At 57.6% G+C, this 26,317-nt stretch carries 20 protein-coding genes and 1 pseudogene; 12 read left to right on the top strand and 9 right to left on the bottom strand.

Annotated elements, in window-relative coordinates:
* Nucleotides 1-100 precede the first annotated feature (100 nt).
* The 3 genes from B3729_RS24590 to B3729_RS24580 form a co-directional block, all read right to left on the bottom strand.
* Entirely contained in the window at nt 101-2,524 is a 2,424-nt protein-coding gene (locus B3729_RS24590; protein WP_286789254.1) for a TonB-dependent siderophore receptor, read from the bottom strand.
* A gap of 128 nt (nt 2,525-2,652) precedes the next feature.
* Nucleotides 2,653-3,636 (bottom strand): FecR family protein, encoded by a 984-nt coding sequence (locus tag B3729_RS24585; protein ID WP_286789250.1) that lies wholly within the window; start codon nt 3,634-3,636, stop codon nt 2,653-2,655.
* Nucleotides 3,603-4,121 carry a sigma-70 family RNA polymerase sigma factor gene (locus tag B3729_RS24580; protein ID WP_286789249.1) on the bottom strand — a complete coding sequence of 173 codons (519 nt, stop codon included), beginning with the start codon at nt 4,119-4,121 and terminating at the stop codon, nt 3,603-3,605. The genes B3729_RS24585 and B3729_RS24580 overlap by 34 nt, the downstream gene beginning before the upstream one ends.
* A 344-nt stretch (nt 4,122-4,465) precedes the next feature.
* Between B3729_RS24580 and B3729_RS24575 the strand changes: the two genes are divergently transcribed.
* The 5 genes from B3729_RS24575 (at nt 4,466) to B3729_RS24555 (ending at nt 10,120) form a co-directional block, all read left to right on the top strand.
* Nucleotides 4,466-6,184 carry an OPT family oligopeptide transporter gene (locus B3729_RS24575; protein ID WP_409438613.1) on the top strand — a complete coding sequence of 573 codons (1,719 nt, stop codon included), beginning with the start codon at nt 4,466-4,468 and terminating at the stop codon, nt 6,182-6,184.
* A gap of 201 nt (nt 6,185-6,385) precedes the next feature.
* Entirely contained in the window at nt 6,386-6,835 is a 450-nt protein-coding gene (locus B3729_RS24570; RefSeq protein WP_010796060.1) for a FecR family protein, read from the top strand.
* Nucleotides 6,828-7,424 (top strand): OmpA family protein, encoded by a 597-nt coding sequence (locus B3729_RS24565; RefSeq protein WP_074827007.1) that lies wholly within the window; start codon nt 6,828-6,830, stop codon nt 7,422-7,424. The genes B3729_RS24570 and B3729_RS24565 overlap by 8 nt, the downstream gene beginning before the upstream one ends.
* Nucleotides 7,425-7,569: 145 nt before the next feature.
* On the top strand, nt 7,570-8,400 hold the full coding sequence (locus B3729_RS24560) for an amidohydrolase family protein (protein ID WP_286789247.1): 831 nt from the start codon (nt 7,570-7,572) through the stop codon (nt 8,398-8,400).
* Nucleotides 8,401-8,491: 91 nt separating this feature from the next.
* Nucleotides 8,492-10,120: a methyl-accepting chemotaxis protein gene (locus B3729_RS24555; RefSeq protein WP_286789246.1), complete on the top strand. Its 1,629-nt coding sequence runs from the start codon at nt 8,492-8,494 to the stop codon at nt 10,118-10,120.
* 56 nt (nt 10,121-10,176) lie between these two features.
* Here B3729_RS24555 and B3729_RS24550 read toward each other — a convergent pair whose 3' ends face one another.
* Both B3729_RS24550 and B3729_RS24545 read right to left on the bottom strand, forming a co-directional pair.
* Nucleotides 10,177-11,517, bottom strand: coding sequence for a leucine-rich repeat-containing protein kinase family protein (locus B3729_RS24550; RefSeq protein ID WP_286789245.1), 1,341 nt, complete (start codon nt 11,515-11,517; stop codon nt 10,177-10,179).
* Between the two features lie 216 nt (nt 11,518-11,733).
* Nucleotides 11,734-12,636 carry a LysR family transcriptional regulator gene (locus tag B3729_RS24545; protein ID WP_010796055.1) on the bottom strand — a complete coding sequence of 301 codons (903 nt, stop codon included), beginning with the start codon at nt 12,634-12,636 and terminating at the stop codon, nt 11,734-11,736.
* A 270-nt stretch (nt 12,637-12,906) separates the two neighbouring features.
* Between B3729_RS24545 and B3729_RS24540 the strand changes: the two genes are divergently transcribed.
* The 4 genes from B3729_RS24540 (at nt 12,907) to B3729_RS24525 (ending at nt 16,151) form a co-directional block, all read left to right on the top strand.
* Nucleotides 12,907-14,139: a tetratricopeptide repeat protein gene (locus B3729_RS24540; RefSeq protein WP_150348534.1), complete on the top strand. Its 1,233-nt coding sequence runs from the start codon at nt 12,907-12,909 to the stop codon at nt 14,137-14,139.
* 15 nt (nt 14,140-14,154) lie between these two features.
* Nucleotides 14,155-15,108 carry a DMT family transporter gene (locus B3729_RS24535; RefSeq protein ID WP_286789244.1) on the top strand — a complete coding sequence of 318 codons (954 nt, stop codon included), beginning with the start codon at nt 14,155-14,157 and terminating at the stop codon, nt 15,106-15,108.
* A 322-nt stretch (nt 15,109-15,430) separates the two neighbouring features.
* Entirely contained in the window at nt 15,431-15,568 is a 138-nt protein-coding gene (locus B3729_RS24530; RefSeq protein ID WP_286789243.1) for a hypothetical protein, read from the top strand.
* A gap of 127 nt (nt 15,569-15,695) precedes the next feature.
* The gene (locus tag B3729_RS24525) at nt 15,696-16,151 is read left to right on the top strand and encodes an Lrp/AsnC family transcriptional regulator (protein WP_026003906.1); all 456 of its coding nucleotides are present in this window, start codon (nt 15,696-15,698) and stop codon (nt 16,149-16,151) included.
* Nucleotides 16,152-16,174: 23 nt separating this feature from the next.
* Here B3729_RS24525 and B3729_RS24520 read toward each other — a convergent pair whose 3' ends face one another.
* Nucleotides 16,175-17,248, bottom strand: a complete 1,074-nt coding sequence (locus B3729_RS24520) for a saccharopine dehydrogenase family protein (RefSeq protein ID WP_286789242.1) — start codon at nt 17,246-17,248, stop codon at nt 16,175-16,177.
* A 263-nt stretch (nt 17,249-17,511) separates the two neighbouring features.
* Here B3729_RS24520 and B3729_RS24515 point away from each other — a divergent pair, with 263 nt between their 5' ends.
* Both B3729_RS24515 and B3729_RS24510 read left to right on the top strand, forming a co-directional pair.
* Nucleotides 17,512-18,675 carry an acyl-CoA dehydrogenase family protein gene (locus B3729_RS24515; protein WP_312124541.1) on the top strand — a complete coding sequence of 388 codons (1,164 nt, stop codon included), beginning with the start codon at nt 17,512-17,514 and terminating at the stop codon, nt 18,673-18,675.
* Between the two features lie 9 nt (nt 18,676-18,684).
* Nucleotides 18,685-21,540, top strand: coding sequence for a response regulator (locus B3729_RS24510; RefSeq protein ID WP_286789240.1), 2,856 nt, complete (start codon nt 18,685-18,687; stop codon nt 21,538-21,540).
* 78 nt (nt 21,541-21,618) lie between these two features.
* Here the strand turns inward: B3729_RS24510 and B3729_RS24505 are convergent.
* A pseudogene (locus B3729_RS24505) lies at nt 21,619-22,080 on the bottom strand (histidine phosphatase family protein).
* Between the two features lie 333 nt (nt 22,081-22,413).
* Between B3729_RS24505 and B3729_RS24500 the strand changes: the two are divergent.
* On the top strand, nt 22,414-22,683 hold the full coding sequence (locus B3729_RS24500) for a hypothetical protein (protein ID WP_010796046.1): 270 nt from the start codon (nt 22,414-22,416) through the stop codon (nt 22,681-22,683).
* Nucleotides 22,684-22,729: 46 nt separating this feature from the next.
* Here B3729_RS24500 and B3729_RS24495 read toward each other — a convergent pair whose 3' ends face one another.
* Both B3729_RS24495 and B3729_RS24490 read right to left on the bottom strand, forming a co-directional pair.
* Nucleotides 22,730-24,040, bottom strand: a complete 1,311-nt coding sequence (locus B3729_RS24495) for a PQQ-dependent sugar dehydrogenase (protein ID WP_286789239.1) — start codon at nt 24,038-24,040, stop codon at nt 22,730-22,732.
* A gap of 82 nt (nt 24,041-24,122) precedes the next feature.
* A complete protein-coding gene (locus B3729_RS24490; RefSeq protein WP_286789238.1) occupies nt 24,123-26,297 on the bottom strand; it encodes a malate synthase G in 2,175 nt (724 codons plus the stop codon).
* Between the last annotated feature and the right edge of the window lie 20 nt (nt 26,298-26,317).

Raw genomic sequence — 26,317 nt, 5'->3', positions numbered from 1 at the left:
CAAGCCTTATGCATGCTCAATCCTACTAGTGTCGAATCATCAGGTCCCTTTCTGATGGACAAAAGCCGGCTTGGCACCGGCTTTGTCACAACTTACGCGATTACCACTTGTAGGTAACGTTGGCGATCACGCTACGCTGGTCACCGTAGTAGCAGTAATAACCATCACAGGTAGAAATATAGTCCTTGTTGAACAGGTTGGTGGCATTCACGCCTACGGAAGCGCCCTTCAGACGATTGTCGAGGCGGCCTAGATCGTAATGTGCGGCAGCGTCATACAGGGTGTAGGAGCCGACATGGCCTTCCCAAGTGTTGCCTTGATTACCGTAGGTATCACCTACGTAGCGGACGCCAGCGCCTATGCCGAAGCCGTCTAGTACGCCTGTATGCCATGTATAGTCAGCCCAGAGCGAGGCTTGGTGTTCAGGGATGAGCTGCAGGCGGTTGCCTTTGTACTGTCCATCCTGAACCTCCGTATCAGTGTAGGAATAAGAGGCGATCATCTTGATGTTTTGGGTAAGGTCTGAGGTTGCCTCAAGCTCTACGCCTCGGACTTTGACTTCGCCTGTCTGACTTGTAATGGGATTACCGTCTTCGTTGTAGTTAGTAACCTGAACGTCCTTTTGCGTAAGGTCATATACCGCCGCAGTTAGCAGTGTGTTGGTACCTGCTGGTTGGTATTTCACACCAACTTCATATTGTTTGCCCTCGGTAGGCTTGAATGATTGCGTAGCACTGACGTCGGCACCGCTGCTTGGTTGGAAGGACTCTGAGTAAGAGATGTAAGGAGCCAAGCCAGAGTCGAAGACATAACTGAGGGATATGTTCCCAGTAAAAGCTGAATCACGATCTTTAGGGTGGGCACCGTTTGCTAAGGCATTGTAAAACTCGGTGTCAGTAGTAACCCAGTCTTTACGTCCGCCCAAGGTGAGGCGCCAGTGATCAAGAGCAATCTGATCCTGAGCATAAAGGCCTGTCTGGTGGATTTTCTGATTGTAGTCATACCAGGCGTTTGACCGCGCCGGGCGTTCTATAGGTAAGCCATAAACTGGATTATGGATGTTGCTCGCAGGCGCTGAGCCAAAAATCGACGTGTAGTTTGTATTCGAACGCTGATAATCCAGACCTAGCAATAAGGTGTGCTGCAAGTCGCCAGTATTGAAGTCTGCCTGGAAATTATTGTCGATGGCGAATTGGCTGATGTCTTCATCAGTTGAGGTTGTGCTGCGTTGTACGGTGCCGTCAGGGCTGACTGCAGTAGCGGAGCCGCCAGCTGTAATTGTCTGAAACTCTAAGTCGCTCTTGGTATACCGTGCGTTTTGACGGAACTGCCACACATCGTTGATACGATGATCGAACGCGTAGCCTAGCGAGTAATAGGTGCGGTCATAGTATTCCCAATCCGGATCGCCCAGATTCTTATGATGAGAAACCTTGCCCCACGGGCCATCAATCTTGGTGCCTTGAAGAGGTAGGAACTGGCTAGTCGCGCCCGTATCGTCGCGCGTGTACTGCGAAAGGAACGTCAGGTGCGTGTCGTCATCGATATTCCAGGTCAGGCTGGGGGCGATGTTGTAGCGCTTGTTTTCGATGTGATCGATCTGCGTGTCGCTGTCACGCACCACGCCGCTTACGCGATAAAGCACGTTGGCGTTTTCATCGAACGCACCGGTGGTGTCGAAATTGATCTGGCGATGGTTGTCACTGCCAACTTCGGCACGCACTTCATGACTGGTTTCAGCCTGGGGACGCAAACTGACCATGTCTATTAGGCCACCGGGCGGCGTCTGCCCATAGATGGAGGACGCGGGGCCGCGCAGGAGGGTCAGGCGTTCAAGGTTCCAGGTTTCAGGCTTGGGGTCGACATAGACGCCGTCCGGCAGGCGCAGCCCGTCCAGGAATCGGGTCGGCTCAAAGCCCCGTACCCGCAGCCAGTCGGCCCGGGTATCACTGCCGTAGCTGCTGGCTACGATGCCAGGCATATAACGTACGGCATCATCAATGTTATGCACGGCGCGGTCGCGCATCTGCTCGCGGGTGGCAACCGACATGGAGCGAGCCGTTTCCAGGATTGGCGTATCGGTTTTGGTGCCGGAAGCAGAGCGGGTTGCCACATAACCCTCTGCGGGGCCCCAGGCATTTTCCAGCTCACCGGCGGTAATGGTGGTTGATGCCATGCTCAAGGTGTCGCCCGGTGCTGGCAATACGCGTACGGTGTAGACGCCGGGTTCGCGTTCGGTCAGCTCAAGCCCGGTTCCCTGCAGGGCCTCGCGCAGGGCCTCGGTCGCTGCGTAGCGGCCATTGACCGGATTCGACGTACGGCCGGAGGCCACCGAAGGGTCAAGGCTCAGGGTCAGACCCGCTTCGCTGGCGATACGGTTCAGCGTGCTGGTCAGAGGCGCAGCGGGGAGTTGGTAGGTGCGCTCAGCGGTGGTCGTTTGGGCGTGGACTAACGTGACATGACCTAAGACAAGTGCAGCGGCAAGCAAGGAAGGACGGAAAAGCGACGACATGGCTCTCTCCAAGAGGCGAATGCGAATTCGTTTCATTGCCGAATGAGAATGGCAAAGTGATAGAGCCGTCTTGGAATATTTTTGAATAACGAAGATAGAAAAACGCAGAAAACAAGCGTGTCGTGCTGAAACCCCGTTGGTTAACGGGGTTTAACGGCCAGCCACCAGCGCGTGTGTTGCTCGATTCGTATCGGTGTATTGAGGGCGAGGGCACGCAGAGCCTGGTCAGCATCGTGCAAAGGGAAGGTGCCCGTTACCCGTAACGTGGCAATGGCCGGATCAAGGGTGATGAGTCCGGTGCGCTCGTGACTCAATGCCGCCACGACATCGCTCAGGGGTTGGTTATCGACCACTAGCATGCCGTGAGTCCAGGCGTCAGCATTGGCTGGTGCATCCTTGAGCTCATCCAGTCGGTCCGCCATCATGAGGACCTGCTCGCCTTGAGGAATGACCGCCTCGCCAAGACCAAAACGCGGCTGTGCCGCCACAGCCGATTGCAGGACCGTCAAACGCGAGCCGCGTGATTCCTCTTCCACGAGAAAGCGCGTACCCAGCGCCCGCATTCGTCCGGCCTGGGTTTCCACGATGAACGGGCGACTGGCGGTGTCGTGCCCGGTTTCGATAAAGGCTTCTCCTGCCAAGAGAATTACCCGGCGCTCCTGCTCATCGAAGCGAACATTCAAGGCACTACGACCCGCCAGCACGATGCGGGTGTGATCAGGCAGCATCAGCGTGCGCTGTTCCCCCGTGGCGGTTACGTTATCAGCCAGGGCGTAACGCACCGGTACATGACGGTTTACCGCAATAAGGCTCAGAAGGCCCGCAAGGGCAATGACTAACGTGCTGCGACCCAAGCGCCGCCGCCCGTTGGCAGAGGGCTGCAACAGGGCATTTCGCGCAGCGGGTTGTTCTGCAATGCGCAGGCGTTGGTTGATGCCATTCAGCTGCTCCCAGGCACGGCGGTGTTCAGCATGCTCGGCAAGCCAGGTCTGCAGGGCGTTTAGCTGCTCCTGGCTGGTTTCTCCCATTTCCAAGCGTACTTGCCAGTCTATCGCCTGATCCAGAACCTGACGGCTCACAGGTCTTACATTCACACTGGTTCCCCGTAGAGGGCCACATAGCATTGCCGTAGCCCTTGAGCAATATATTGGCGAACCCGTGGAACCGATACGCCCAGGCGCTCGGCAATTTCAGAGTGGGTCAAGCCGTCGAGGCGATTATATAGAAAGGCCGCTCGAGCCTTGCTGGAAAGTTTGCCGAGCAGGCGATCAAGCTCCGCCAAAGCCTCGATAATCGAAGCCAGGGCTTCAGCGGAGGGGTAATGCTCGTCTGCCAGTGTGGACAGGGCCTCAAGATAGCTGCGCTCAAGGCTGGCGCGGCGGTAATGATCAATCAGGAGGCCTTTAGCAATCTGAGTCAGAAAAGCCCGCGGTTCGCGCATGGCAGGCAGTTCAGGCTTGGTCAGCAGCCGTACGAAAGTGTCCTGCCGCAGGTCTTCAGCGCGCTGGCTACACCCTGTCTGCCTGCGCAGCCAGCCTGTCAGCCAGTCGCTGTGGTCACGGTACAGCACGTTCAACCCAGGAGCTGCCTTTATTTCGCCCGTCGTCATGAACATTTCCGCAAATGGAAAAATGAGAACCGTTCTCACGTATTCTAAAGATCAGGCGAGCCGCGGTAAAGACCAGCGAAAAGCACGGATCTTGCCTTGAACAGGACAATTTAAGTGAGCAATTCATATACAAGGCGCTCATGACGGCCAATTTGGGAGCGGGTAGGGACCTTGACCGGTTTTTAATGGTCGTTGTTTTGAGCGCTTTGGCGATTCCGAGGGACAAAGTGCTGCACACCCCACCCAATACAATAAGGATCTGGTGTGATTGCTTTGAATTTTCCTCCTGTTGATAGCTCCTTTTTATGCATCGATCAGCGAGCAGCGCCTGCCGGGGAGGGCCCATGAAGGTAGAGCGCGAGCTGAGCCTGCGCGCTGTCTTGACCGGCCTGGTGTTAGGCATCGTGCTAACTCCCTCCAATGTCTATGCCGGGCTCAAGATCGGCTGGTCATTCAACATGTCGATCATCGCGCTGCTGGTGGGCTTTGGCTTCTGGCAGGGGCTGCTGGTCCGTAACCGGCACTGGCCTGCCTGGACATTGCATGAGAGCAATATCAACCAGACCGTCGCCTCGGCGGCGGCGTCCATTATTTCAGGTGGACTGGTAGCGCCGATTCCAGCCTACACACTGCTGACCGGTGAGCAGCTGGATGCCGTTCCGATGATGGCCTGGGTCTTTTCGGTCAGCTTTCTGGGCATATGGATCGCCTGGTATTTAAGGCCATCACTGATTACCGATGGCAATCTCAAGTTTCCTGAAGGCATGGCCACGCTGGAAACCATGACCCATATCTATACCCACGGACAGGAAGCCATGCGGCGCCTGTGGGTGCTGTTTGGAACGGCCGTGTTCTCCGGACTGGTCAAAGCTGTCGATACGTTTTACTGGACCTTTCCTCGCTGGTCGCCCACGGCGCATCTGGAGCGACTGACCTTTACCTTCGATCCGTCGCTGCTACTGGTCGGGTTTGGCGGCATCATCGGGCTGCGCGTCGGGTTGACGCTCCTTCTGGGCGCGGCCTTGGCCTGGGGTGGCATAGCGCCGTGGCTGCTGGCGCACGGGTTGGTAGAGCTTGCGCCTGGCAGCGAGGGGCCGCAGTTCGCAACGCTGGTGGAATGGCTGGTGTGGCCTGGGGTGACGATCATGGTGACTTCGACCTTGTCGTCTCTGGCCTTGCGTGTACTGCAGGTAAGAACGTTGGGGAAATCCCGCTCGGCAGAGACCTCCACTGTCTGGCAGCGGCCAAAACCCGGCCCGCTGGCAGGTCTGGCGTCAGCCATCGGATTGATCATCGTGCTACAGGCGGCCCTGTTTGGCATTGATTGGTTCATGGCCTTGCTGACCATTCCGCTGGCGCTGTGCCTGGCAGCTGTGGCGGCACGTGTCGTGGGAGCAACCGGTATTCCTCCAATCGGTGCCATCGGGCAGCTGTCGCAGCTGAGCTTTGGCATCGTGGCGCCGGGGCAGGTGCCTATCAACCTGATGAGTGCCAACACGGCCGGTGGCGCAGCCGGACAATGCACGGACTTGATGAATGACTTCAAGGTAGGCCATGCCATCGGGGCGACTCCTACCAAGCAGGTGATTGCTCAATGCCTGGGGATTGCGATAGGCAGTATGGTCGGGGTGCTGGTCTACCAGACGCTTATTCCAGATCCGCAAACCATGTTGCTCACGCAGGAGTGGCCTGCTCCGGCCGTGGCGACCTGGAAAGCCGTGGCGCAGACGCTGACCTCGGGCCTGGACTCACTTTCTGCCAGCATTCAGTGGGCCATGCTGATAGCTGCCGTTGCAGGCGTGGCCCTGGGCGTATTGGATGCCTGCGCAAAGGATCGGCTGGCGCGTTACCTGCCCAGTGCCGCGGCGTTGGGGTTGGCGTTTATTCTGCCGGCTTCGATTTCCCTGATGATGGCCCTGGGCGCAATCCTCACCTGGACTGCCGGACTGCGCTGGCGCGGGCTAACCGAGCGGTTTGCCATTGCAGCGGCAGCAGGCCTGATTGCAGGGGAAAGCATTACGGGCATTGGCGCCTCGCTCTGGCAGCTGCTGCACAACCTGTAATACCTGTCGGGCGCTGGAGGAGAGTCAGAATCTGGCAGTTTGGACTGCATCGCATTTTTAGTCCGATGGCCCGCACGTTTTGAACTAACGTAACGGTTATCGGTATGTATACAGCGATTGCACGGAACGCTCAGGGAAACGGAGCAGAGAAAGGACGCCAGGGCCAGGCGTGGTGCGATACGGACTTCAAGGTCAACGCTCATGAACAAGAATGCGTGGCTCGTTCTCTGCCTTTCGGGCCTTTTGGCGGCATGGCCTGCCCACGGCGCGCCCAGGCCGGTAGGTTATGTCATGACCGTACAGGGCAGCGTGACTACCACACTCAAGGGAAAGCCTGTCGCGATCAAGGTGGGCACGCCGGTGAATGTCGGCAGTACCTTCGAGGCCGGAGACGACGGCTCCTTCGGGATTACACTCGAGGACGGGTCTGTTATGTCGTTCGGGCCGCAATCGACATTCACGCTCGAGGCCTTTGCGTTTGCTCCAGCCAAGGGGGCCTTGAAGCTGGCTGCAAGACTCAAGCAAGGCACATTGAATTACGTGGCGGGGAGCATTGCCAGGCTCAAGCCCGAGGCAGTCGAGATTCTCACGCCTCACGGAACCATTGCCTCGCGCAGCGCCCAGTTCATGGCCAAGGTCGACCATGAGTAAAGCGTTTCGCCAAGCTGTGTGGTTGTTGTTGGCCGTGTGGCTGGCAGGGTGTAGTTCCAAGTCCTATGTGGTGCTGGTGGATAGCCCTTATGGCCAGACGCGAGATGTCACGGTCACGACGCCCACAGGCACGACCCAGATCGACAGAACCCAGCAGGCTGTCAGCCTCGACAAGGAGGCGCCGGGGCGGACCTTTACCCTGCCGCCCAAGCAGATTCTGATGGACTTTACCCCCGCGCTGGCAGCCCAGCCGACGCTTCCGGTGTATTACACGCTGTATTTTGAGGGGGCCAGCAACCGGCTCACTGATGAGTCACAGGACACGCTGCAGCGCATTGTCGATACGCTGCGTAAACGCACGCCCGCGGCCGTCTCCATTATCGGGCATACCGACACCCTGGGCAGTGCCTCGATCAATGAAAAGGTGGGTTTGCAGCGTGCCCAGCTGATTGCCCGCCAGTTGCAGGCCCGGCATCTCGACTTGCTGGATCTGACAGTCGCCTCCCATGGCGAGGAGAACCTGCTGATCCAAACGCCGCCTAATACAGCAGAGCTGCGCAATCGCCGGGTAGAAGTCATCATCCGATGACCGTCTTCCCGTCCTGAACCGCTTGAGGGTTCGTCAGTCTTAGCTATACGAGTACGGCCGGCCTGACGGGTAATGCTTCCCGGTAGACTATCCTGCCTCTCCTGACTTATCAGACCGCACGCCACGCCACCGAAAAGGAGCCGCAGTGAGCATTTACGGCGAGTATAAGATCGACTGCCATACCCACCTGCTAGAACCCGCCCGTTTTCCCATTGCCGATACTGCTGTGTATACCCCCGTCGCTCAGGAAGTAGGGACCTCGACGCAACTCCAGCATGTCTTCAATGCTTATGGCGTACGTCACGCCGTTGTAGTCACGCCACCGGCCATTTATGGCGAGAACAACCGCTGCCTGCTCGATGGGCTTGCCCTGGGGTTTGGTCGTTGGAAGGGCATTGCCGTGGTCGGGCCTCGCACGAGTACCCGAGAGCTCAAGCGGCTCAAGGAGGCCGGTGTAGCAGGCGTCCTGCTCGATGTGGTCACGAATGGTGTGTCGGCCTGCCTGAAAGCGGAAGAGCTATTCAATCAGTTGGCTGAGCTGGAGATGCTGGCCCAGCTGCACGTCGAAAAGGCGCAGCTAAGCGAACTGATGCCATTGATCGAGCGCACCCGCACCCGGCTCATCATTGATCATTGTGGCAGACCTGATGTGGTGGCAGGCATCGCGCAACCCGGATTCCAGAGCCTGCTGTCGCTGGCAGGAACTGGACGTGTGTACGTCAAGCTATCAGGGCTTTCGCAGTTTTCCGCCGAGGCCTATCCCTACGTTGATACCCATTCCTACGTTCAGGCGCTTCTCGAAACCTTCGGCCCCGAGGCCTGCCTGTGGGGATCGGACTGGCCTTTTCTGAATTCACCGGAGCGGATTGATTACGGACTGCTCCTCAAGCTGATCGAGAATCTGATCCCAAGTCCGGGTGCAAGGCGGCAAGTGCTCTGGGACACGCCTCGCAGATTGTTTGGTTTCAAGTGGTAGTTGATTGTCCGACTAATGGCTAGCCGGGTAATTAAAGTTGCCCGTCAATGCAGCGATAAGCCCAATAGTAACAATCTATTTCAGGTGCTTTATGGGCTTTCGTTCATTGAATATCGCGCCGCGCTCCGCGATCTGTTTTGCGCTCTTTGCCTTGCTTATCCTCTTTCAAGGCGTCTATTCACTCAAGCAATCCGCTTCGATGAATGAAGCGGAAAAAATGGTCGAACTCAATGTCCTGCCAACGCTCAAGGTGCTCGGCCAGATCGATACGACCCTGATGCGCATTCGTCTGGATAACTCCCGGCTGCGTGTGGAAAGCGATCCTGCATCCAAGAAGGCTGATGCCCTGAAGGATATCCAGATCGCCCGTACGGAGCTGCTGGGTTACGTCGACCAACTCGGCAAGGTGATCGTGACCAAGGCAGGCCATGACACGTTCAATGCGCTCTCCAAAGGCCTGAGCGATTACCTCAGTATCCATCAGCGCTATCTGGATCTGTTGACCAACGGCAAGCTGACGGAGGCCGTGGCGCTTTCCAGCGGTGAGATGTTTGCCGCCGCTGAGGCGGTCAAGAACGCTATCACCACGCTCAAAGAGGAAGCTGATGTAAAGGCCAGTAATGCAGGGCTGCATGCCGATGACGTGTATAGCAGCACCCGAACGATGACAGCTATCATCGTAGTGGCCGCGTTGCTGGCTACCGTACTGCTCGCCTGGCGACTCACGCACAGCCTGGTCGCACCGATTCATCAGTCCCTGCAGGTTGCCCAGCGCATTGCCAACCGGGATTTCAGTGTCGCGATTGAGAGCCATGGTAACGATGAACCGGCCCGTCTGCTCAAGGCATTGGCCGTGATGCAGTCGAACCTGCGTGAAACACTAGGTCATATCAGTGATTCGTCGGCTCAGCTGGCATCAACTTCCGAGGAGATGTCCGCGGTCACTGAGGAAACGACCCGTGGTGTGATGCGCCAGAATGATGAAATCGAGCAGGCGGCTACGGCGGTCAACCAGATGAGCGCCGCGGTAGATGAGGTCGCTCGCAACGCGGCGTCAGCGTCCGAGGCGGCGTTGAGTTCCAGCCAGGCGGCCACGACCGGGCAACTGAAGGTGTCCCAAACGCTTGAGGCCATCAACGAGCTGTACGACAGCGTGGAAGCGACGGCTGGAGAGGTTCAGGGTCTGGCCGTCATGACACAGGATATCAGCAAGGTGCTGGACGTGATCCGCGGAGTGGCAGAGCAGACCAACCTGCTGGCACTCAATGCTGCCATCGAGGCGGCGCGTGCAGGGGATGCCGGGCGTGGGTTTGCGGTGGTGGCCGATGAGGTGCGTGGTTTGGCCCATCGGACGCAGGAGTCTACCCGTGAAATCGAGAACATGATCGGCTCGATTCAGGCGGGTACGGACAAAGCCGTGCAGTCCATGGCCCAGAGCAGCAGCCGCGCTCACGGAACCCTGGACATTGCCCGAGCGGCAGGAGAGGCGCTGACCACGATCAACAGCTCCATTGCCGAGATCAACGAGCGCAACCTCCTGATCGCCACGGCTTCTGAAGAGCAGGCACAGGTGGCGCGGGAAGTGGACCGCAGCCTGGTCAGCATTCGCGATCTGTCCATGCAGACAGGCTCTGGCGCCCATCAAACGGCAGCTGCTTCGAATGACTTGTCGCAACTGGCGGTATCGCTTAATGGATTGGCGCAGCAGTTCCGGCTGTAAAGGCCAACCGGTGTACAAAACCCTTCCTGCCTGACCGGGGAAGGGCTTTTCTCTGCTTAATTCAGGTGCTGTTGGAGTGCTGCCAGCTGCGCGTGAACCTCGCTCAGGCTTGGACGGGACACTACTTGTGTGCTCAGGCAACTCGCGAGCAGGTCAGACAGCGCCGCATGGGTCGTTTCTTCGCCCGCGGTAGGCTCACAGCGTTCCAGCAGCTCTTCCAACAGGCAGCCAAACGCCCGGGTTTCAAGGCGCTCCAAAGCCTTCTGTTGCGTCGGGTTATCGGAGGGCAGGAAGGACGCGCCGCCAAAGTCACCCAGCAGCACATCGCCCTGTTCAGTCCACAGGATATTGTGGGCGTACAGGTCACCATGCACGATACCGCGCTCATGCAGGTGCTCGGTGGCCGAGGCGATCCCGAGTGCCATGCGCAGCGCGACGGGCAGCGAAAAACGCGTGTCCGCCGGGTATACATCGCGGGTGCAGGTGGCAAAGCTGGGCGGGCCAGCCAGGTTTTGAAATTGTGGATCGATCAGCTGCATGACCAGCCCATCCGTGCCCTCGGGGTGATGCACGACCTGCCCCTCCACATCGATCACGTTCGGGTGTGCCCCTACGGCAATCGAGGCGGCCATTTCGCTCTGAGGTGTACCGTCGCTGGTCATGCTGCCCTTGAACAGCTTGACCGCTACGATCTTTGAGGGGCCGGAAGGCTGTTTCCAATCCGCCTGGTAGATGAGGCCCGAGGCGCCTTCGCCCAGCTTGTGCTGGAGTGCAAGGTCCTTCCAGTCGATCCGGTTGATGGGTGCGCTGGGAGAAACGTTGGCCGCTTCGCGTGCCTCGCTCAGAGGATTGTCGGCGTAGGCAAGCCAGGTCAGCCGCGGCAGCGACAACAGCCAGTCCGGCAGGGCGGCAAAGCGGTTGGAAGAAATACGGAGCAGTTCCAGCTTATGACAGTCGGTCATGGTTTCTGGAAGTGCCTGCAGGCGGTTACCTGCCAGCATGAGCTTTTGCATGCCGCTGCACTGACCCAATGAGTCGGGCAGGGTTTCGATCTGGTTATTCGTCAGAATCAGCCAGCGTAGCGAAGGTGACAGCGCTGCTGCCGGCACATGGCGGATCTGATTGGCCTTGAAGCCCACCATGCTCAGCTGAGGGCATTCACTCAGCACTTCGGGCAGATGCGTGAACGGGTTGTCGGAGCAGAACAGGATACGCAGTTTCTTGAACCGTCCCAGGTCATCCGGCAAGTGGCTGAGCTGGTTGCCGGAGAGGTTGAGAATCTCCAGGGAGTCGGCCAGTTCGAAGATCTCGCGGGGAAACTCCGTGAGTCCGCACGACAGGTCCAGTCGTGTCGCGCCGGCCAGCTTGCCAGCTCGCAAATCCGCAAGTGTATCCATGACGGTCTTCCAATCCTGAAGTATTAGCTATTTTGACACAGTGCACGGAGCGTCACTGTGCATCCCAGCGCCTTTGGGCTGGGCCGGTTAAGTAAGTGGCTCAAACAGAGGCGCCAAATGTCATTTGGTTCAGGGGGAGCCGCGAAAATGTGATGGTGATTCGCTGCGCGGTTGTATCGAGCGCCTACAGACACTTGAGTATGCCTGTAGGGCAGTTCAGGCGTCTGCATTAAACCGAAGCAGGCCCTGGCGCTTGAGTTTCTGGGCAATCTTGATAAAGGCCTGAGTGGCGGGCGACGCCTGGCGCTCATCGAGCAGGGCCAATCCGACACTGCGCTTGACCCGTGGTCGCAGGGGCTTTTTCACGTAGCCCTCGTGGCCGCGTTCCGCCGGCAGCGCCAGTTCCGCCAGGATGGTCACGCCATCGCCCCGTTCGACCATGGACAAGGTGCTGAGCAGCTGGGTGCTGTGGTAGCGCGTATTGGGCACCAGCTTGGCGGCATTGAACATGTGCGCTACCAGGTGTGCCGACCCGGCCTCGGTCATGATGAACGGATCGGGACAAAGCTCCTTGAGCGTGACGTCAGCTTTGCTGGCTAGTGCGTGGTGAATGGGCACCAGGGCGACCATCTGATCTTCGGCAATGGGGAAGGTGTCGAAGCGCTCATCGGGCAGGACGACAAAGCCGATGTCGATACGACGATCCTGCAGCCACTGGACCACTTCCCGGTCCCGACCTTCGTCGATATGCACCTCGATGCCCGGATAGGCCTGGCGATAGGCATCCAGAATGACAGGCAGCAGTTTGACCGAAGAGGTCGGGCCGAAGGAGCCGATGCGCAGCGTGCCTCGCTTCATGCCGCGCGCATCGCCAGCCTCCTGCCGCATCGTTTCGGCCAGCCCGAGAATGCCACGGGCACGTAGTACGAGGCGCTCACCTACTGCAGTCAGCTCCAGGGCCGACTGGTGCCGGTTGATCAGCTCGACACCCAGCTCGGCCTCCAGCGCCTTGATCGCATGGGACACCGCCGACTGAGTGATGGACAGCCGCGAAGCTGCCGACGTGAAGCCTTTCAGCTCTGCCACAAGCACAAAGATTTCAAGCTGGGTAAAGGTCATGGCGCCTCGCTGGCTTCATGAGTAAATACTCATTTTTTTATGAGTAAGGATTAGTGGAATTATACGCATCGTTCAGGACCTACTCACAACGACAACATGTCCTGCGCACTGCCTGATGGGGTTATAGGCGCTTTGGATAGAACGACGGCTTGCCCTGTAACGCACCGGCAGCCGACACCACGCACGATAAGAGCGACAACAGCAGGTGCTATCCGGTTAACGCTATCCAGAGCTTTTTCTTACTCGGCATAGGGATATAGAGGGGCGGGTATGAGTGCTAATGTCAGGTGTTTCAATGGCTGTCTGCTAACCGACGGCTGTTCGTCCATATGGCCCGAAATCAACGTGCCGTTCCTGTCGCTCAAAGGCGTGCCCGAGGCGGTCATTGCCCAAGAGCCTACCCAGGCCATCTTTCGTTCGCTGCTCAAAGGCTTTGATGCCATTACCGGCTGCGAACTCAAGGACATCTACAAGTTTGCCCGTTACCTCAATGCGATCTCGGAGGATATGCCTGCCGAGCTGGTCAATGTGGTGCGCGCCTTCCGCAAATGGGTCGAATTCGACTACGTTGGGGCACGCTCGCTCTTTCAGGCGCACCTTCACGCGTATCCCACGGATGTGCAGGCGCTCTTCTTTATTCACATGCTGGACTTCTGCACCGGCCGAACCGCCGAGTTGAAGCCGCTGTTTGCCTTGTGTGATGAGTACATGGAGGAATCGCATCCGCTGTACTCGTTCTACCTGTCGATCAAGTCATTCGTGCTGTGCGAATGCGGGCTATTCGATGAGTCGCTGGCGACGGGGTTGGAGTCCGTGCGGTACTGCTCCGCGAATATTTACGGCATCCACGCCGTTGCTCATGCCTTGCACGAAAAGGGTATGTGGGTAGAGCTGCGTGACTTCCTGGAAGACTCCAAGGAAGAGTGGATTCGCAACCCGGGCATGCGTATGCACGTGTACTGGCATCTTGCGATTACCTACAAGCAGCTGGGCAATCACGCGGCGGCAAAGATGGCGTTTCTGGAGTTCTATGCACTCAAGAACGACCGCTTTTCCAAGCAGGATCTGGATGCAGTGGGCTTTCTCTGGCGCTTCAAGCTTGAGGATGTCAACAGCCATGAGTTCGATGAGGTCTGGAAGGAGCTGGCCATTCTCTGGTCTGGCAGCATCGCCACCTCGACCTCTCATTTTCACAATATGCACGCAGCCTTTGCCTTTGCCGGCGCCAACCAGCCTCTGCTTATAGAGAAAATGATGGCCGAGAGTGACGGCTTTGGTATCGAGCCTGATGCGCATCTCGCCGGGCTGGACATCATTCGGGCCATTGCCCTGTTTGCCCGAGGCCACTACGAAGAGTGTTACTACCTTCTTGCCGCCAGTCGACATCAATGGACGAGCCTGGGCGGCAGTCGTGCGCAACGGGAGCTGCTCGACCTGACCCTGAACTTCTGCAAGGCCCACGTACAGTCTCAAGCCGAGCTTGAGCGACTGATGTTGATGTAGGCAAAGGTGATTTGAATGTCGGACGCAACAGCCCTGGCGCAGCCAGATGACAAGCTCCTGGTGTATATGAAACTGACGGCGGTCTCGGTGATCTGGGGTGGAACCTTCGTGGCCGGGCGTTATCTGTCGGCTGGGGTGCCGCCGCTGGCATCTGCCGGCCTGCGCTTTCTGCTGGCCAGCCTCACCCTGGTGCTTGTGCTGGCAGTCACCCGACGCCTGTTTGTCAGGCTCAGCGTGAAACAGGTGATTCATCTTTTCTGGCTCGGGTTCTTTGGCATCTTCACGTACAACCTGTGTTTTTTTTACGGGTTGCACCTGATCAGCGCCTCACAGGCCTCACTGATTGTGGCACTGAATCCAGCCATGATTGCGTTGACGACCTTCTTTGTTGATCGCGAGCGGCTGGGGCTGGTCAAAACCGGTGGCATTGCGGCCTGCATCCTGGGCGCCGCAACGGTCATCGTCAGCAAAGACGCCTCGGTGCTTGAAGCCGCAGGCGGTAGCTGGTTGGGTAATCTTGTGATCTTTGGCTGTGTGGTCAGCTGGGTGATCTACAGCGTGTTTTCGCGGCCTCTGGTTCGCGAGATCGGCCCGCTGCATACCGTGACCTTCTCGGTGTTGTGCGGGACGGTACTGCTGCTATGTGTGTCGATCGGCACGGGTGATCTGAACTGGGGCGTTGTTGCCAGCCTGACCAAGGCTCAGTGCTTCAGCCTGGCTTATCTGGGCGTGATTGGCTCGGCGTTGGCGTATATCTGGTACTACGACGGCATCAAGCGGATCGGGGCTACCCAGTCGGGTGTCTTCATCGCCCTGAATCCGGTGTCCGCTGTCCTGATGGGCGTGGTGATTCTGGGCGAGCAGCTCACACCGCTGATGGTGGTAGGCGGAGGTTTGGTTCTGCTGGGTATCTATTACTGCAACAAGCCCACCAAGGTCATTTCTCTCGGCGTAAGCCGTACCGCGTGATCCGGCGCGCTTAACGAGCGCAGGTAGAGAGCTCCACCTCTGACCTGCGCTCAGTCCGGACGTTGGGTAGCCAAGGAAGGCTGCCATTTTTTAAATGCATAGCTGCATGTATCTGGTGCGGTGTTGCCTACCCCTGGCGCATGTCTGCATCCCTCCTTTACGGTATTTTTCACCTTTCTGGCACCAGCCTTGTTCGTGCCCCTGCGTGGTAAGTCGACTAGGACGTGCCTGAGGTCATGGGCATCCCGGTCATTGTCGCCAAGAGCTAAGAGGATGACTAAGCCGTTTGCACCCGAAGCCGTTTTAATCATTGGCGGTCCCTGTGGGGACTGAGCTGGTTGTCTTGCCGGTGCTCTGGCGGCAGCGCGGCGCTGGTAGCGGCGGCTCGCGTAGTGATGTGGTTCTACCTGGCACCGGCCTGGGCATCTGGGTGATCGTCTATTGCTGGGCGAGCCGCTGACAACCATTCGGTGGCCGGGTCGCGAAGAGGCGCAGAGTATAAGACCGGGGTTAAGCGGAGCCGGGCATTGACGCTGGCTGCAGAGCCTCCTAGGCTCCGCTTTTCCGAACCCTGGCGCGTGTTCTTCATGTATCCGAAAGTCGATGCTACCGATTGGCAACTGATCCGTCTGCTTCAGGCCAACGCCCGCGAGTCTACGGCCACGCTGGCCCGCAAGCTCAATCTGGCGAGGACGACAGTGGTTTCACGGCTGGCCCGGCTAGAGCGCGAGGGTGTAATCGCAGGCTATGGCGTACGTCTGGGTGCTTCGGTGGAGGCGGGCGCAGTCAGGGCTTATTGCAGTATTAGCGTGTTGCCAAGAAGCGCAGCGCAGGTGATCAAGGCTCTGGCGTCGATGCCGGAAGTAGAAGAGGTATCAGCAGTAAGCGGTGCGTTCGATTATCTTGCGTTCATCTGCTGCGAGCGGCATGAGCAGCTCGATGAATTGCTTGATCGAATCGGCGCCATCGATGGGGTCAAGCAAACCCAGACATCGATCATCCTGACCCGCAAGATTGACCGCCGCAGTGAGCCGTCCCGGTAGCTGACGGCTCACGACGCGTAGCCTTATGCCGGTTCGCCGTAAACGCGGCCGAACCGGTTGTTCAGAAAGACGTTCAGATCAATCTCTTCCTGGCGGATAAAGCCTGACTGCGGCAGTTTCTTCTCACGGAAAAGATCCAGTGCGGTACAGATACCGGCCGCTGTGGTGATCTGAATGGCACTGGTCAGCTTGCCTCGCTGTTCGGCCGCAAAGATCTTGCGGCTGAACACCTCCTGCACCAGCTTGCCATCACGCAGGCCGTTTACGGTCACGAAGACCAGTACCACGTCCTGCATCGTCGTGGGCACCGAGTCGCGCATGATGCGTTTCAGCGTTTCCTGATCACCTGCCAGACGCAGCTCTTCGAGCAGGAACTTCATCAGGTCACGATGCCCTGGATAGCGGACGGTTTTGTAATCCAGGGTTTCGACGCGACCACTCCAGGTTTCACATAAGGTGCCCAGGCCGCCCGAGGTGTTGAAGGCCTCGTATTCCACGCCGTCCAGCGAGAAATGCTCCAAGCCTTCCAGTGGCTGCACAAGATTCAGCGTGCCATGACGAACCGCCTCACAGGAGTGGCAGTATTCGTTGATCAGCCCGTCCACGCTCCAGGTCAGGTTGTACTTGAGTGAGTTGGTGGGAAACTCGGGCAATGCACCTACGCGCATCTTCACCTCGCGCACGCTGTCGAAGCGCGACGCCAGGGTATGCGCTGCAATGCCGATAAAGCCAGGAGCCAGGCCACACTGCGGCATGAAGGCCGTGGATGAGTCCTCTGCCAGATCACGGATCGTCTTGGTAGCATGGACGTCTTCGGTCAGGTCAAAATAATGGGTGCCTGTGGCCTTGGCGGCACGGGCTACCGGAATGGCCATGTGGTAGGGCAGGGCGTTGAGTACCGCGTCGCTGCCTTCAAGTACCTGCTCCAGGTCATTGCCGTCCGGACTCACTTCCCGTGTCTCGATGCCCAGCGCGGCCAGCCGCGCCAGAGCGTTGGGATCACGGTCAGCCACAATCACCCGGTAATCCCCGGAGTCCTGCAGCAGTTGACTGATGGTGTAGCCGATATGGCCAGCTCCGAGAAGCGTGATGTTCATGACCATTCCTTGTTGTTGTGTGGAGATGGCATCAGCTTAGGGAGGCGCGCTGTTAGTCATAAGGCGCAAAGCGTCTTTTATGAAGGGGCTTTTTCGTCGTTTCGACGAAATGGATAACGAAGCGTCTGTTTTCAAGCATAAGAGGGGTCAGGGTGGCCACTGGGGCACTATCTCATCACTTATTACTCAGTATGAAGTAGTGATCGCTGAGGCTTGAATTCAGGCATGATGGCTACTTGTCTCTTTTAAAGGTGATACAAGCGATGGATTATCATTTGTCGTCTAAGCTCACCGCCCTGAAATCAACCGTTGAAGAGGTTGTTGATCAGGCTATTGCTCCGCTTGCGAGTCAGGTGGACCAGAATTGCTTATGGCCTGCTCATTCGATAGAGGCCTTGTCCGAAGCAGGCCTCATGGGCCTCCAGGTTCCTGTGGCCCAGGGTGGCCACGGTCAGGGGCTCCTGGCCTTAAGCGTGATTACCGAAACCATTGGTAAGGCGTGTCCTTCTTCTGCGCTTTGTTTTGGTATGCACTGTGTCGGGACCGCTGTCATTGCGGCCAAAGCCACTTCATATCAGAAAGAGCATTATCTGGAGGCGATTGCTGCCGGTCGTCACCTCACAACCTTAGCGCTTTCTGAAAGTGGCTCAGGCGCTCATTTTTATCTGCCTGCAACTCAGATCGCCACGGTTGGCGATGAGTTTGTTGTGAATGGCATTAAGCAGTTTGTCACCAATGGTGGTCATGCTGATTCGTACGTAGTTTCTACAGTGGCAAGCGAGGAAGATAACGAGGAAGGCGATTTCAGCTGTTTGATTGTGGACAGCACTGCGCAAGGCCTGGAGTGGCAGGAGCCCTGGAACGGTTTTGGAATGCGTGGCAATTCTTCTCGAGCGTTAGGGTTGAACAACGTGCGTGTGCCTGCCAAAAATCTTCTGGGTGAGCCAGGTGATCAGGTGTGGTACGTCTTCGAAGTGGTTGCCCCGTTTTTTCTGATGGCCATGGCGGGTACCTATCTGGGTATCGCTCAATCCGCATTGGATGCTACCGGTGAGCATTTGCGTACGCGCAGTTATGCGCATTCGGGTGAAACGCTGCGGGATATCGAAACCTTGCAGACCCGTTATGGCAGCATGTGGATCGCTTTGGAAAAGACCCGATCACTGGTTCGCGAGGCGGCCCGATTAGGCGATCTGGGAGACCCGAATGCCCTGCCTTTCATCCTGGCCTGCAAGGCGGATGCAGGTGATACCGCTGTTATGCTGGCTAACGAAGCGATGACCATCTGCGGCGGCGCGGCTTATCGGGAGAACAGCCGAGTGTCTCAGATGCTCCGTGACGCCCGCGCCAGCCATGTCATGTCACCCACGACGGATCTTTTGAAATTATGGACGGGCAGAAGTCTGCTCGGTCTTCCCTTGCTTTGAGTACCTGTTGTGATATTTCAGACCGCTGTCATCATTGCGCCAGACGAACCCCGTGCTGGTAATGAGTTGTCCATGCTTGGCGCGGCGCTCCAATCGCAGGCATTAGACGTTCGTTACTGCCTGGATACAGACGTTTCAAACGGGCTTATCGCAAGCGATGAGCCCGCTGTTGTCATTCTCATGCCGTCGCTCGTTAAACCGGCTGCAGTGGCCAAGGCAGTGAGAGCTGTCTGGTCTCAGTGCGAGCTGATTTTTGTTCGTGCACCTGAACAAGGTGATGCGTTTAGGAAAAACCTGGGGCTGGCACCCATGCTGGGATCACACTGGTCCATTGCCGAGCTGGTTCCAGGGACGCTTGCCCTTCAGGCCGCCCAGGCCGCCAGTCGAGCGCGGCGTCGAATCAAGCTGCGTACTACTCTGGATCAGGCCAATGTCAGCTTAAGTGCTACGCGATCCGTAGACGATCATGAGTATCGTCGCCTGCGAGCTGCTGATTATTACCTGGCTAATTTCATCAATGCGGCGCAGGAAGCCATCATCGGTGTCGATGTGCGGCTGGATGTACTGTATTGGAGCGCAGGTGCTGAAGAGCTGTTTGGTCTGAGTGCCGACGAGACGGTAGGCCGTAATATCCGAGCTCTGCCATTTTGGGCACCCGTATTGGACGAGTCAGTTGAGCAGGTGATGGCGGGCAAAAAGATGCATGTGATCGAGTATCACTGCATGGTATGTGATGCCGAAGTCGTTCTTGAGGTGATGCTTTCAGGTGTTCGTGATGAATCAGGTACGCTGATTGGCGTATCAGTAACCATTCGCGATGTTTCGGCACTGGTCGCTGAGCGACTGGCCCATGAGGAATTTGGACGCGTCATCCGGCAGGAACGGCAGCATTTACAACAGCTGTTCGAACAGGCGCCGGGGTTTGTAATAGTCACCCAAGGCCCGCAGCATCTGGTTGAACTGGCTAACCGGGCTTTTTATCAACTGGTTGGTCATCGCGATATCATCGGCAAACCCGCTTCGGAGGCATTTCCTCGACTCAAGGATCAAGCCCTCTTGGAGTGGCTGGATCGGGTGTATTCCACCAAGCGGCCCCACACGGGGCGTAGCATGGCGGTCTATGTGCAACGTGTGCCGGATGCACCGGCAGAAACACGTTACATCGATTTTGTTTTCCAGCCGGTCATTGCTGAGAATGGGCTGGTAAGCGGCATCTTCTTCCAAGGACATGACGTTACGGCTCAAAAGCTCGCCCAGGAGGAATTGCAACGTTCCCGGGAAAACCTGCAGATGCTGGTAGAGGAGCGTACCCGGGAACTGGAGCGGAGCCAGCTGGCGCTGCATCAATCCCAGAAGCTTGAGGCGATCGGCAAGCTGACCGGCGGCGTTGCCCATGACTTCAATAACGTCCTTCAGATTATCGAAGGCAATCTTGAGCTATTAAGACCCGCATTAGGAAACAGTAGCAGCGGCATGGCCAAGCTGGATGCAGCCGTAGCGGCCGTTAGTCGTGGCGCAAAACTATCCTCGCAGCTATTGGCCTTCGCACGTCGACAGCCACTAAAGCCTGTTCCGACCAATCTGAGCCGCTTGCTGCACAGCATGGACGACCTGCTTCGCCGCGCCCTGGGAGAGAGCGTTCAGATTGAGACAATCATTGCGGGCGGTTTGTGGACGACCATGGTCGACCCTAATCAGCTGGAAAATGTCATTCTCAATCTAGCCATTAATGCCCGTGACGCCATGCAAGGCGATGGCAGGCTTACTCTCGAACTCAGTAATGCCATGCTGGATGACCATTACGCCCAGTCACAGGCTGACGTTGCGCCAGGGCAGTACGTCATGCTGGCGGTATCCGATACGGGATCAGGCATGTCGCCTGATGTGATGGAGCATGCCTTCGAGCCTTTCTTCACGACCAAACCTGAGGGCCAGGGAACCGGACTGGGCTTGAGTATGGCGTATGGCTTTGCCAAGCAGAGTGGTGGTCATATCCGCATTTACAGCGAGCTGGGCAGTGGCACGACAATCAAGCTATACCTGCCCCGGACTCATGAGATCGAGATTGCTTCGCCTGCAGCGGTTGGCGGCACGGTTATCGGCGGCGATGAAACGATTCTGGTGGTTGAGGACGATCTGGCTGTTCAAGCCACGGTCATCGACCTGCTAAGCGGGCTTGGCTACAAGGTACTACGCGCCAATGATGCACAAAGTGCGCTCAGCATCTTGCAGAGCGGGCTGCATATCGATCTGCTGTTTACCGATGTTGTAATGCCAGGTCCTCTGCGCAGCCCTGAGCTTGCACGTCAGGCCAAGCAGTTGTTGCCTGACATTGCCGTGCTGTTTACGTCAGGCTACACCCAGAACGCCATCGTTCACGGAGGGCGGCTTGATCCCGGTGTCGAGCTGTTGAGCAAACCCTATCGGCTGCATGATCTGGCACGCAAGATTAGACAGCTACTGGCCAGCCATAAGCCGGTACGGATAGATGATAACGTTCTGGTGCCTGCGCCTATCGAAAAAGCTGTCGGTACACAGCAGGTTTTGATACTGGACGACCAGACCGACCTGCTTTCCATGACCTGTGAGATGGTCGAAATGCTGGGATACACCGCCAAAGGTTGTGAAACTGCTGAAAAAGCACTTGAGGTCTTGGGACGATTGAGGTTTGACATCCTGCTGGCAGACGTCAACTTGCCGGGTATGTCTGGAATCGATCTTGCGTATGAAGCTGTACGCCAGCAACCTGGGCTGCGAGTCATTTTCATGTCAGGGGAAGGGACTGTATCCGCAAACATACAATCAATGTCATTGCCTAAACCCTTCAACCTGCAGCAATTAGAGGAGGCATTAGGGGCTTCCTGATAAGTACAAGCCGCTCTTGGGGTTCATGCAAGGCTGCTTTCGCCTGTAGCGCTTTATGCAAAAGGGCAGCAGTGAACACTAATCCTGCGAGGCCCTGGCAGGCAGCATATAGGACGAGGCGCTCCAATATTTATTCCCATGGCGCGTCTCGCTCTTCCAGCCGTGAGCGAGTAATTACCTGGCAGTAAGGCGGTTCATGATGCCATGACCCAGCAACAGTACCATCCCTTCTTCAGCCAGCGAGATGAGTCGCTGAGCAGCTCGCTGGGCCCGCTCGCGTGCTTTTGAAAACGACTCGACGCCACGTGAATAACCGCAGAGCCAAAGCATTCGAAAAACAAACGCTCACGTAAGCGGAGAAAGCCTGGGGCCAGGCCAGTGCAGGAAAGGAAGCTCCGCTTCGCTAAATAGCGTATCGGTTTGAAAGGGTTTCAACCCTAGCCTGTCGAGTGAAGTCAGTGCCCTGGGCATTGTGCTGCTGATGATATATTTCGCCTGAGCTGTCAGCTCACGCGTTGTTGGCGGAGCAGGATCATCCATGACCTCGGACAGGTTGTAATCACTGATCTAACGGTGCATATCAGAGGGCGAGACTTTGCCTGGACATGGTTTCAATGTTGGCTGTCCATGTCGCATAAGTATGATCTTCATCCCTGTCTTCCTGAAACTGTAGCCAGACTCTATTGATGAGCAAGCGATTAGCGCTTGAGTGACAACGCAGAGGATAGTGGGCGCCTTTGGAGTGCGCTCCGTTTCATGTTTCAGCTACGTGACGGTAAAGCCTGTTCAGACGTGCCGACCATAGCACAAGGGACAGGTTTGGAAGACGTTATGCTGGCTCGTGAAATCGACGCCTAGCATAAGGAATTGCCCATGAAATGCCCGCATTGCTCCGCCTCCATCAGTTTCTTCTCACCTGCAATCTTGGGGCCTGCCAAGCCCGGCGGTGCTCGGTATTGCAAGGCATGCCGTAACGCCTTCAAGATCACCAGAGGCTTCGGCCCAGGGCTTCTGATTGCCTTGGCGGTTGCTGTGGCAGGCTTTTTCCTGTTGCGCCCTATTCCTACAATAGGGCCTGTCCTATGGGGCGTGGTGACAACCGCTGCGGTTTTTATAGCCATTGCCCGTTTAGAAAAGCATTAAGGCAAGTGCCTGGGCTGCTTAGAGCAGCCCAAGCACGGTGGCCTACTTACTTGGCCGCGGTTACTCGCCAGATGACGTTACCCACATCATCCGCAACCAGCAGATCACCCTGCTTGTCATTGATGACCCCAACCGGACGGCCCTGAGCTTCTTCCTTCTGGTTCAGGAAGCCGGTCAGTACATCCTGGGGTGCGCCGTTGGGCTTACCGTCCTGGAAGGGGATGAAGACCACCTTGTAGCCGCTCTTGGGTTTGCGGTTCCAGGAGCCGTGCTGGCCGATGAACATCCCATAACGGTACTGCTCCGGCAAAGCATCGCCCTTGGAGAAGGTCAGGCCCAGCGAGGCGGTGTGGGTGCCAAGGGCATAGTCAGGCACGATGGCTTTGGCGACCAGGTCCGGGCGCTGCGGTTTGATGCGCTCGTCCACATGCTGGCCGTAATAACTGTAGGGCCAGCCATAGAAACCGCCGTCCTGAACCGAGGTGGCATAGTCAGGTACGAGGTCACTGCCAATCTCGTCACGCTCGTTTACTGTTGTCCAGAGCTTGCCGGTTTGCGGCTCCCAATCCATACCATTGGGATTACGCAGACCTGTGCCGTACAGCCGCATTTTGCTGGTGGCGCGGTCCAGCTCCCAGATGGCCGCACGGCCTTCCTCGATGTCCATGCCGTTCTCACCGACGTTGCTGTTGGAGCCAACCGTGATGTACAGCTTGCTGCCATCCCGGCTTGCAATCACGTTTTTGGTCCAGTGATGGTTAATGCCGGCAGGCAGGTCGACCACCTTGGTGCCTTTGTCCTGGATAGTCGTATCGCCTTCCTTATAAGGGAAGCGCACCAGTGCATCGGCATTAGCCACGTAGAAGTCATTGCCGACCAGGGTCATGCCAAAGGGCGAGTGCAGGCCCTCCAGAAAGGTCGTTCGGGTTTCGGCCACGCCATCGTGGTCAGCATCGCGCAGCAGGGTGATGCGGTTAGCGCTGGGCACGCCGGCTCCGGCCTTGCTCATCATCATGCCCTGGACCTGCTTGCGGATATTGAAGCCCGCCGGCTCTTGTGTGGGCTTGTTCGATTCGGCGACCAGAACGTCACCGTTTGGCAATACATAGATCCAGCGGGGATGATCAAGGCCGGTGGCAAAGGCGTTGACTTGAAGACCCTGGGCAGCAGCGGGTTTACCGCCTTCCGGCCAGCCGGTGGCGGGCGCTACGTTGACCAGAGGGATAAGGCTGGTCTTGGGCTCGGGAAGTTGCGGCTTGGGGCCATAGGCGGCATCTGGGCCAAGCTTGGACGGCTCGCCACATCCGGCCAGGGCAATAGCAAGCGCTGAAGCGTACAGGGGACGAAGATTGGTCATGGGTAACGCCTTTTATATAGTTGGTGATGCGTTCCATAGGTCCCGTCAGCCGCTACTGCAAAGGCGTATCAGCGAGACCTGTTCATTGCCTCCGCGCCTTGGCCTCACGACGTCTACGATGGAGGATCGGCTCGGTATAGCCGCTGGGCTGCTTCGCTCCCTCCAGAACGAGGTCCAAGGCAGCCCGAAAAGCGATATTGCTATCGAAATCAGGCTCCATGGCGCGGTAATGGGGATCGCCTGCATTTTGCTGATCCACCACTAGAGCCATGCGACGGAAAGCTTCGATCGTTTGTTCCCTATTAATCACACCATGATGTAACCAATTCGCAAGCAATTGGCTCGAAATACGCAGTGTGGCACGGTCTTCCATGAGTCCCACATCATCGAGGTCCGGCACCTTGGAGCAGCCGATCCCCTGATCAATCCACCGCACCACATAGCCCAGGATGCTCTGGACATTACTGTCCAGCTCTTCCTGGATCTCTTCGGCGTTGAGTTCGGCGACATCAACCAGCGGAATGCTCAATAGATCCTCTCGTGCGGCCGGCGCACGCTTGGCCAACTCGACCTGCCGTGCCGCCACATCGACCTGATGGTAGTGGATGGCGTGAAGCGTAGCGGCCGTAGGCGAGGGTACCCAAGCCGTACTGGCCCCGCTCTGGGGGTGGGCGATTTTTTGTTCGAGCATGGCGGCCATCATGTCCGGCATGGCCCACATGCCCTTGCCAATCTGCGCACGGCCACGCAGACCGCAGGCCAGCCCGACGTCCACATTGTTGTCCTCGTAAGCTCTGAACCAGGTGGCACGCTTCATGAGAGCCTTGCGGATAAGAGGGCCGGCCTCCATCGAGGTATGGATCTCATCGCCGGTGCGATCAAGAAAGCCGGTGTTGATAAACACGATCCGTTCCTTCACCGCAGAAATACAGGCCTTGAGGTTGACGCTGGTCCGCCGCTCCTCGTCCATGATACCGATCTTGAGCGTATGGCGCGGTAGGCCAAGGAGATCCTCGACCTGCCCGAACAGCGCGCCGGTAAAGGCTACCTCTTCCGGGCCGTGCAGCTTGGGCTTGACGATATACACCGAGCCCGTGCGCGAGTTGGGGCGCGGCGTGTTGCCGTTCAGGTTGTGCAGGGCGCACAGGCTGGTAAAGACGGCGTCCAGTATGCCTTCGGGAACCTCGTTGCCGTCGCGGTCCAGGATGGCGTCTGTCGTCATCAAAAGGCCGACATTGCGGACAAACAGCAGTGAACGGCCCGGCAGGACTAACTCGCTGCCGTCAGCAGCGATGTAGGGCCGATCCGGGTTCATGATCCGGGTAAAGGCCTTGTCGTTCTTGGTGATGTCTTGGGAGAGGTCACCTTTCATCAAGCCCAGCCAGTTGCGGTAGACCTGTACCTTGTCTTCGGCGTCTACCGCTGCGACAGAGTCTTCGCAGTCCATGATGGTCGTCAGGGCCGATTCGAGCAGAATATCGCTCACGCCTGCCGCATCGGCGTGGCCGATCGGGTTGTTGCGGTCAATCTGGATTTCGATATGCAGCCCATGGTGCCTGAGCAGAATGGCCTCCGGCTGCGAAGCCTGCCCGCGATAGCCGACAAAGGCGTCCGGCTCGGCCAAGCAAACGTAGCGACTGTCGCCAATCTCGGCCATGAGTTCGCCACGCTGGACACTGTAGCCTCTGACATTGCCATGGGAGTATTCGGCAAGCGGCACGGCTTCGTCGAGAAAGCCCCGGGCATAGGCCACAACCTTTTCGCCCCGGAGCGGGTTATAGCTATCGCAGATTTCAACCGTGCTGTCTTCAGGGATCGCGTCACTGCCATAGAGCGCATCGTATAGCGAACCCCAGCGTGCGTTGGCGGCATTGAGCGCAAAGCGGGCATTCGTGACCGGCACGACCAGTTGCGGCCCGGCGAGCTGGGCAATTTCCGGGTCGACATTAGCTGTCGTGACGCTGACCTCGTCCGGCTCGGGGAGCAGGTAGCCGATCTCTTCAAGAAAGGTGCGGTAGGCGTGTGCATCGTGTGGCTGTCCGGCATGCGCCAGATGCCATTGATCGATACGGGCCTGGAGCTGGCTGCGGGTTTCCAGAAGCGCTCGATTCCGCGGGGCGAACTCATCCAGCAGCCTTTCCAGACCATGCCAGAAATGGTCCATATCGATGCCTGTGCCTGGAATCGCCTGAGTCTTCACAAACTCATGAAGCACGGCGGCTATCTGCAGGCCGCCGATGGTTTTTCTTCTACTCATTGTTCGCCTCGCTTGGCTGC

This window comes from Pseudomonas sp. UBA3149, from assembly GCF_002364655.1.
In the GTDB taxonomy this organism is placed as follows: domain Bacteria; phylum Pseudomonadota; class Gammaproteobacteria; order Pseudomonadales; family Pseudomonadaceae; genus Chryseomonas; species Chryseomonas luteola.
Note: the sequence above shows the minus strand (reverse complement) of the source record. Positions and strands in the feature narration are given on the sequence as shown.

Excerpts from the sequence above, each read along its gene's own strand:
- B3729_RS24585 (WP_286789250.1), bottom strand. The coding sequence starts at position 3,636 with ATGCTATGTGGCCCTCTACGGGGAACCAGTGTGAATGTAAGACCTGTG.
- B3729_RS24580 (WP_286789249.1), bottom strand. The coding sequence starts at position 4,121 with ATGACGACGGGCGAAATAAAGGCAGCTCCTGGGTTGAACGTGCTGTAC.
- B3729_RS24575 (WP_409438613.1), top strand. The coding sequence starts at position 4,466 with ATGAAGGTAGAGCGCGAGCTGAGCCTGCGCGCTGTCTTGACCGGCCTG.
- B3729_RS24570 (WP_010796060.1), top strand. The coding sequence starts at position 6,386 with ATGAACAAGAATGCGTGGCTCGTTCTCTGCCTTTCGGGCCTTTTGGCG.
- B3729_RS24565 (WP_074827007.1), top strand. The coding sequence starts at position 6,828 with ATGAGTAAAGCGTTTCGCCAAGCTGTGTGGTTGTTGTTGGCCGTGTGG.
- B3729_RS24555 (WP_286789246.1), top strand. The coding sequence starts at position 8,492 with ATGGGCTTTCGTTCATTGAATATCGCGCCGCGCTCCGCGATCTGTTTT.
- B3729_RS24550 (WP_286789245.1), bottom strand. The coding sequence starts at position 11,517 with ATGGATACACTTGCGGATTTGCGAGCTGGCAAGCTGGCCGGCGCGACA.
- B3729_RS24545 (WP_010796055.1), bottom strand. The coding sequence starts at position 12,636 with ATGACCTTTACCCAGCTTGAAATCTTTGTGCTTGTGGCAGAGCTGAAA.
- B3729_RS24540 (WP_150348534.1), top strand. The coding sequence starts at position 12,907 with ATGAGTGCTAATGTCAGGTGTTTCAATGGCTGTCTGCTAACCGACGGC.
- B3729_RS24535 (WP_286789244.1), top strand. The coding sequence starts at position 14,155 with ATGTCGGACGCAACAGCCCTGGCGCAGCCAGATGACAAGCTCCTGGTG.
- B3729_RS24525 (WP_026003906.1), top strand. The coding sequence starts at position 15,696 with ATGTATCCGAAAGTCGATGCTACCGATTGGCAACTGATCCGTCTGCTT.
- B3729_RS24520 (WP_286789242.1), bottom strand. The coding sequence starts at position 17,248 with ATGAACATCACGCTTCTCGGAGCTGGCCATATCGGCTACACCATCAGT.
- B3729_RS24515 (WP_312124541.1), top strand. The coding sequence starts at position 17,512 with ATGGATTATCATTTGTCGTCTAAGCTCACCGCCCTGAAATCAACCGTT.
- B3729_RS24500 (WP_010796046.1), top strand. The coding sequence starts at position 22,414 with ATGAAATGCCCGCATTGCTCCGCCTCCATCAGTTTCTTCTCACCTGCA.
- B3729_RS24495 (WP_286789239.1), bottom strand. The coding sequence starts at position 24,040 with ATGACCAATCTTCGTCCCCTGTACGCTTCAGCGCTTGCTATTGCCCTG.
- B3729_RS24490 (WP_286789238.1), bottom strand. The coding sequence starts at position 26,297 with ATGAGTAGAAGAAAAACCATCGGCGGCCTGCAGATAGCCGCCGTGCTT.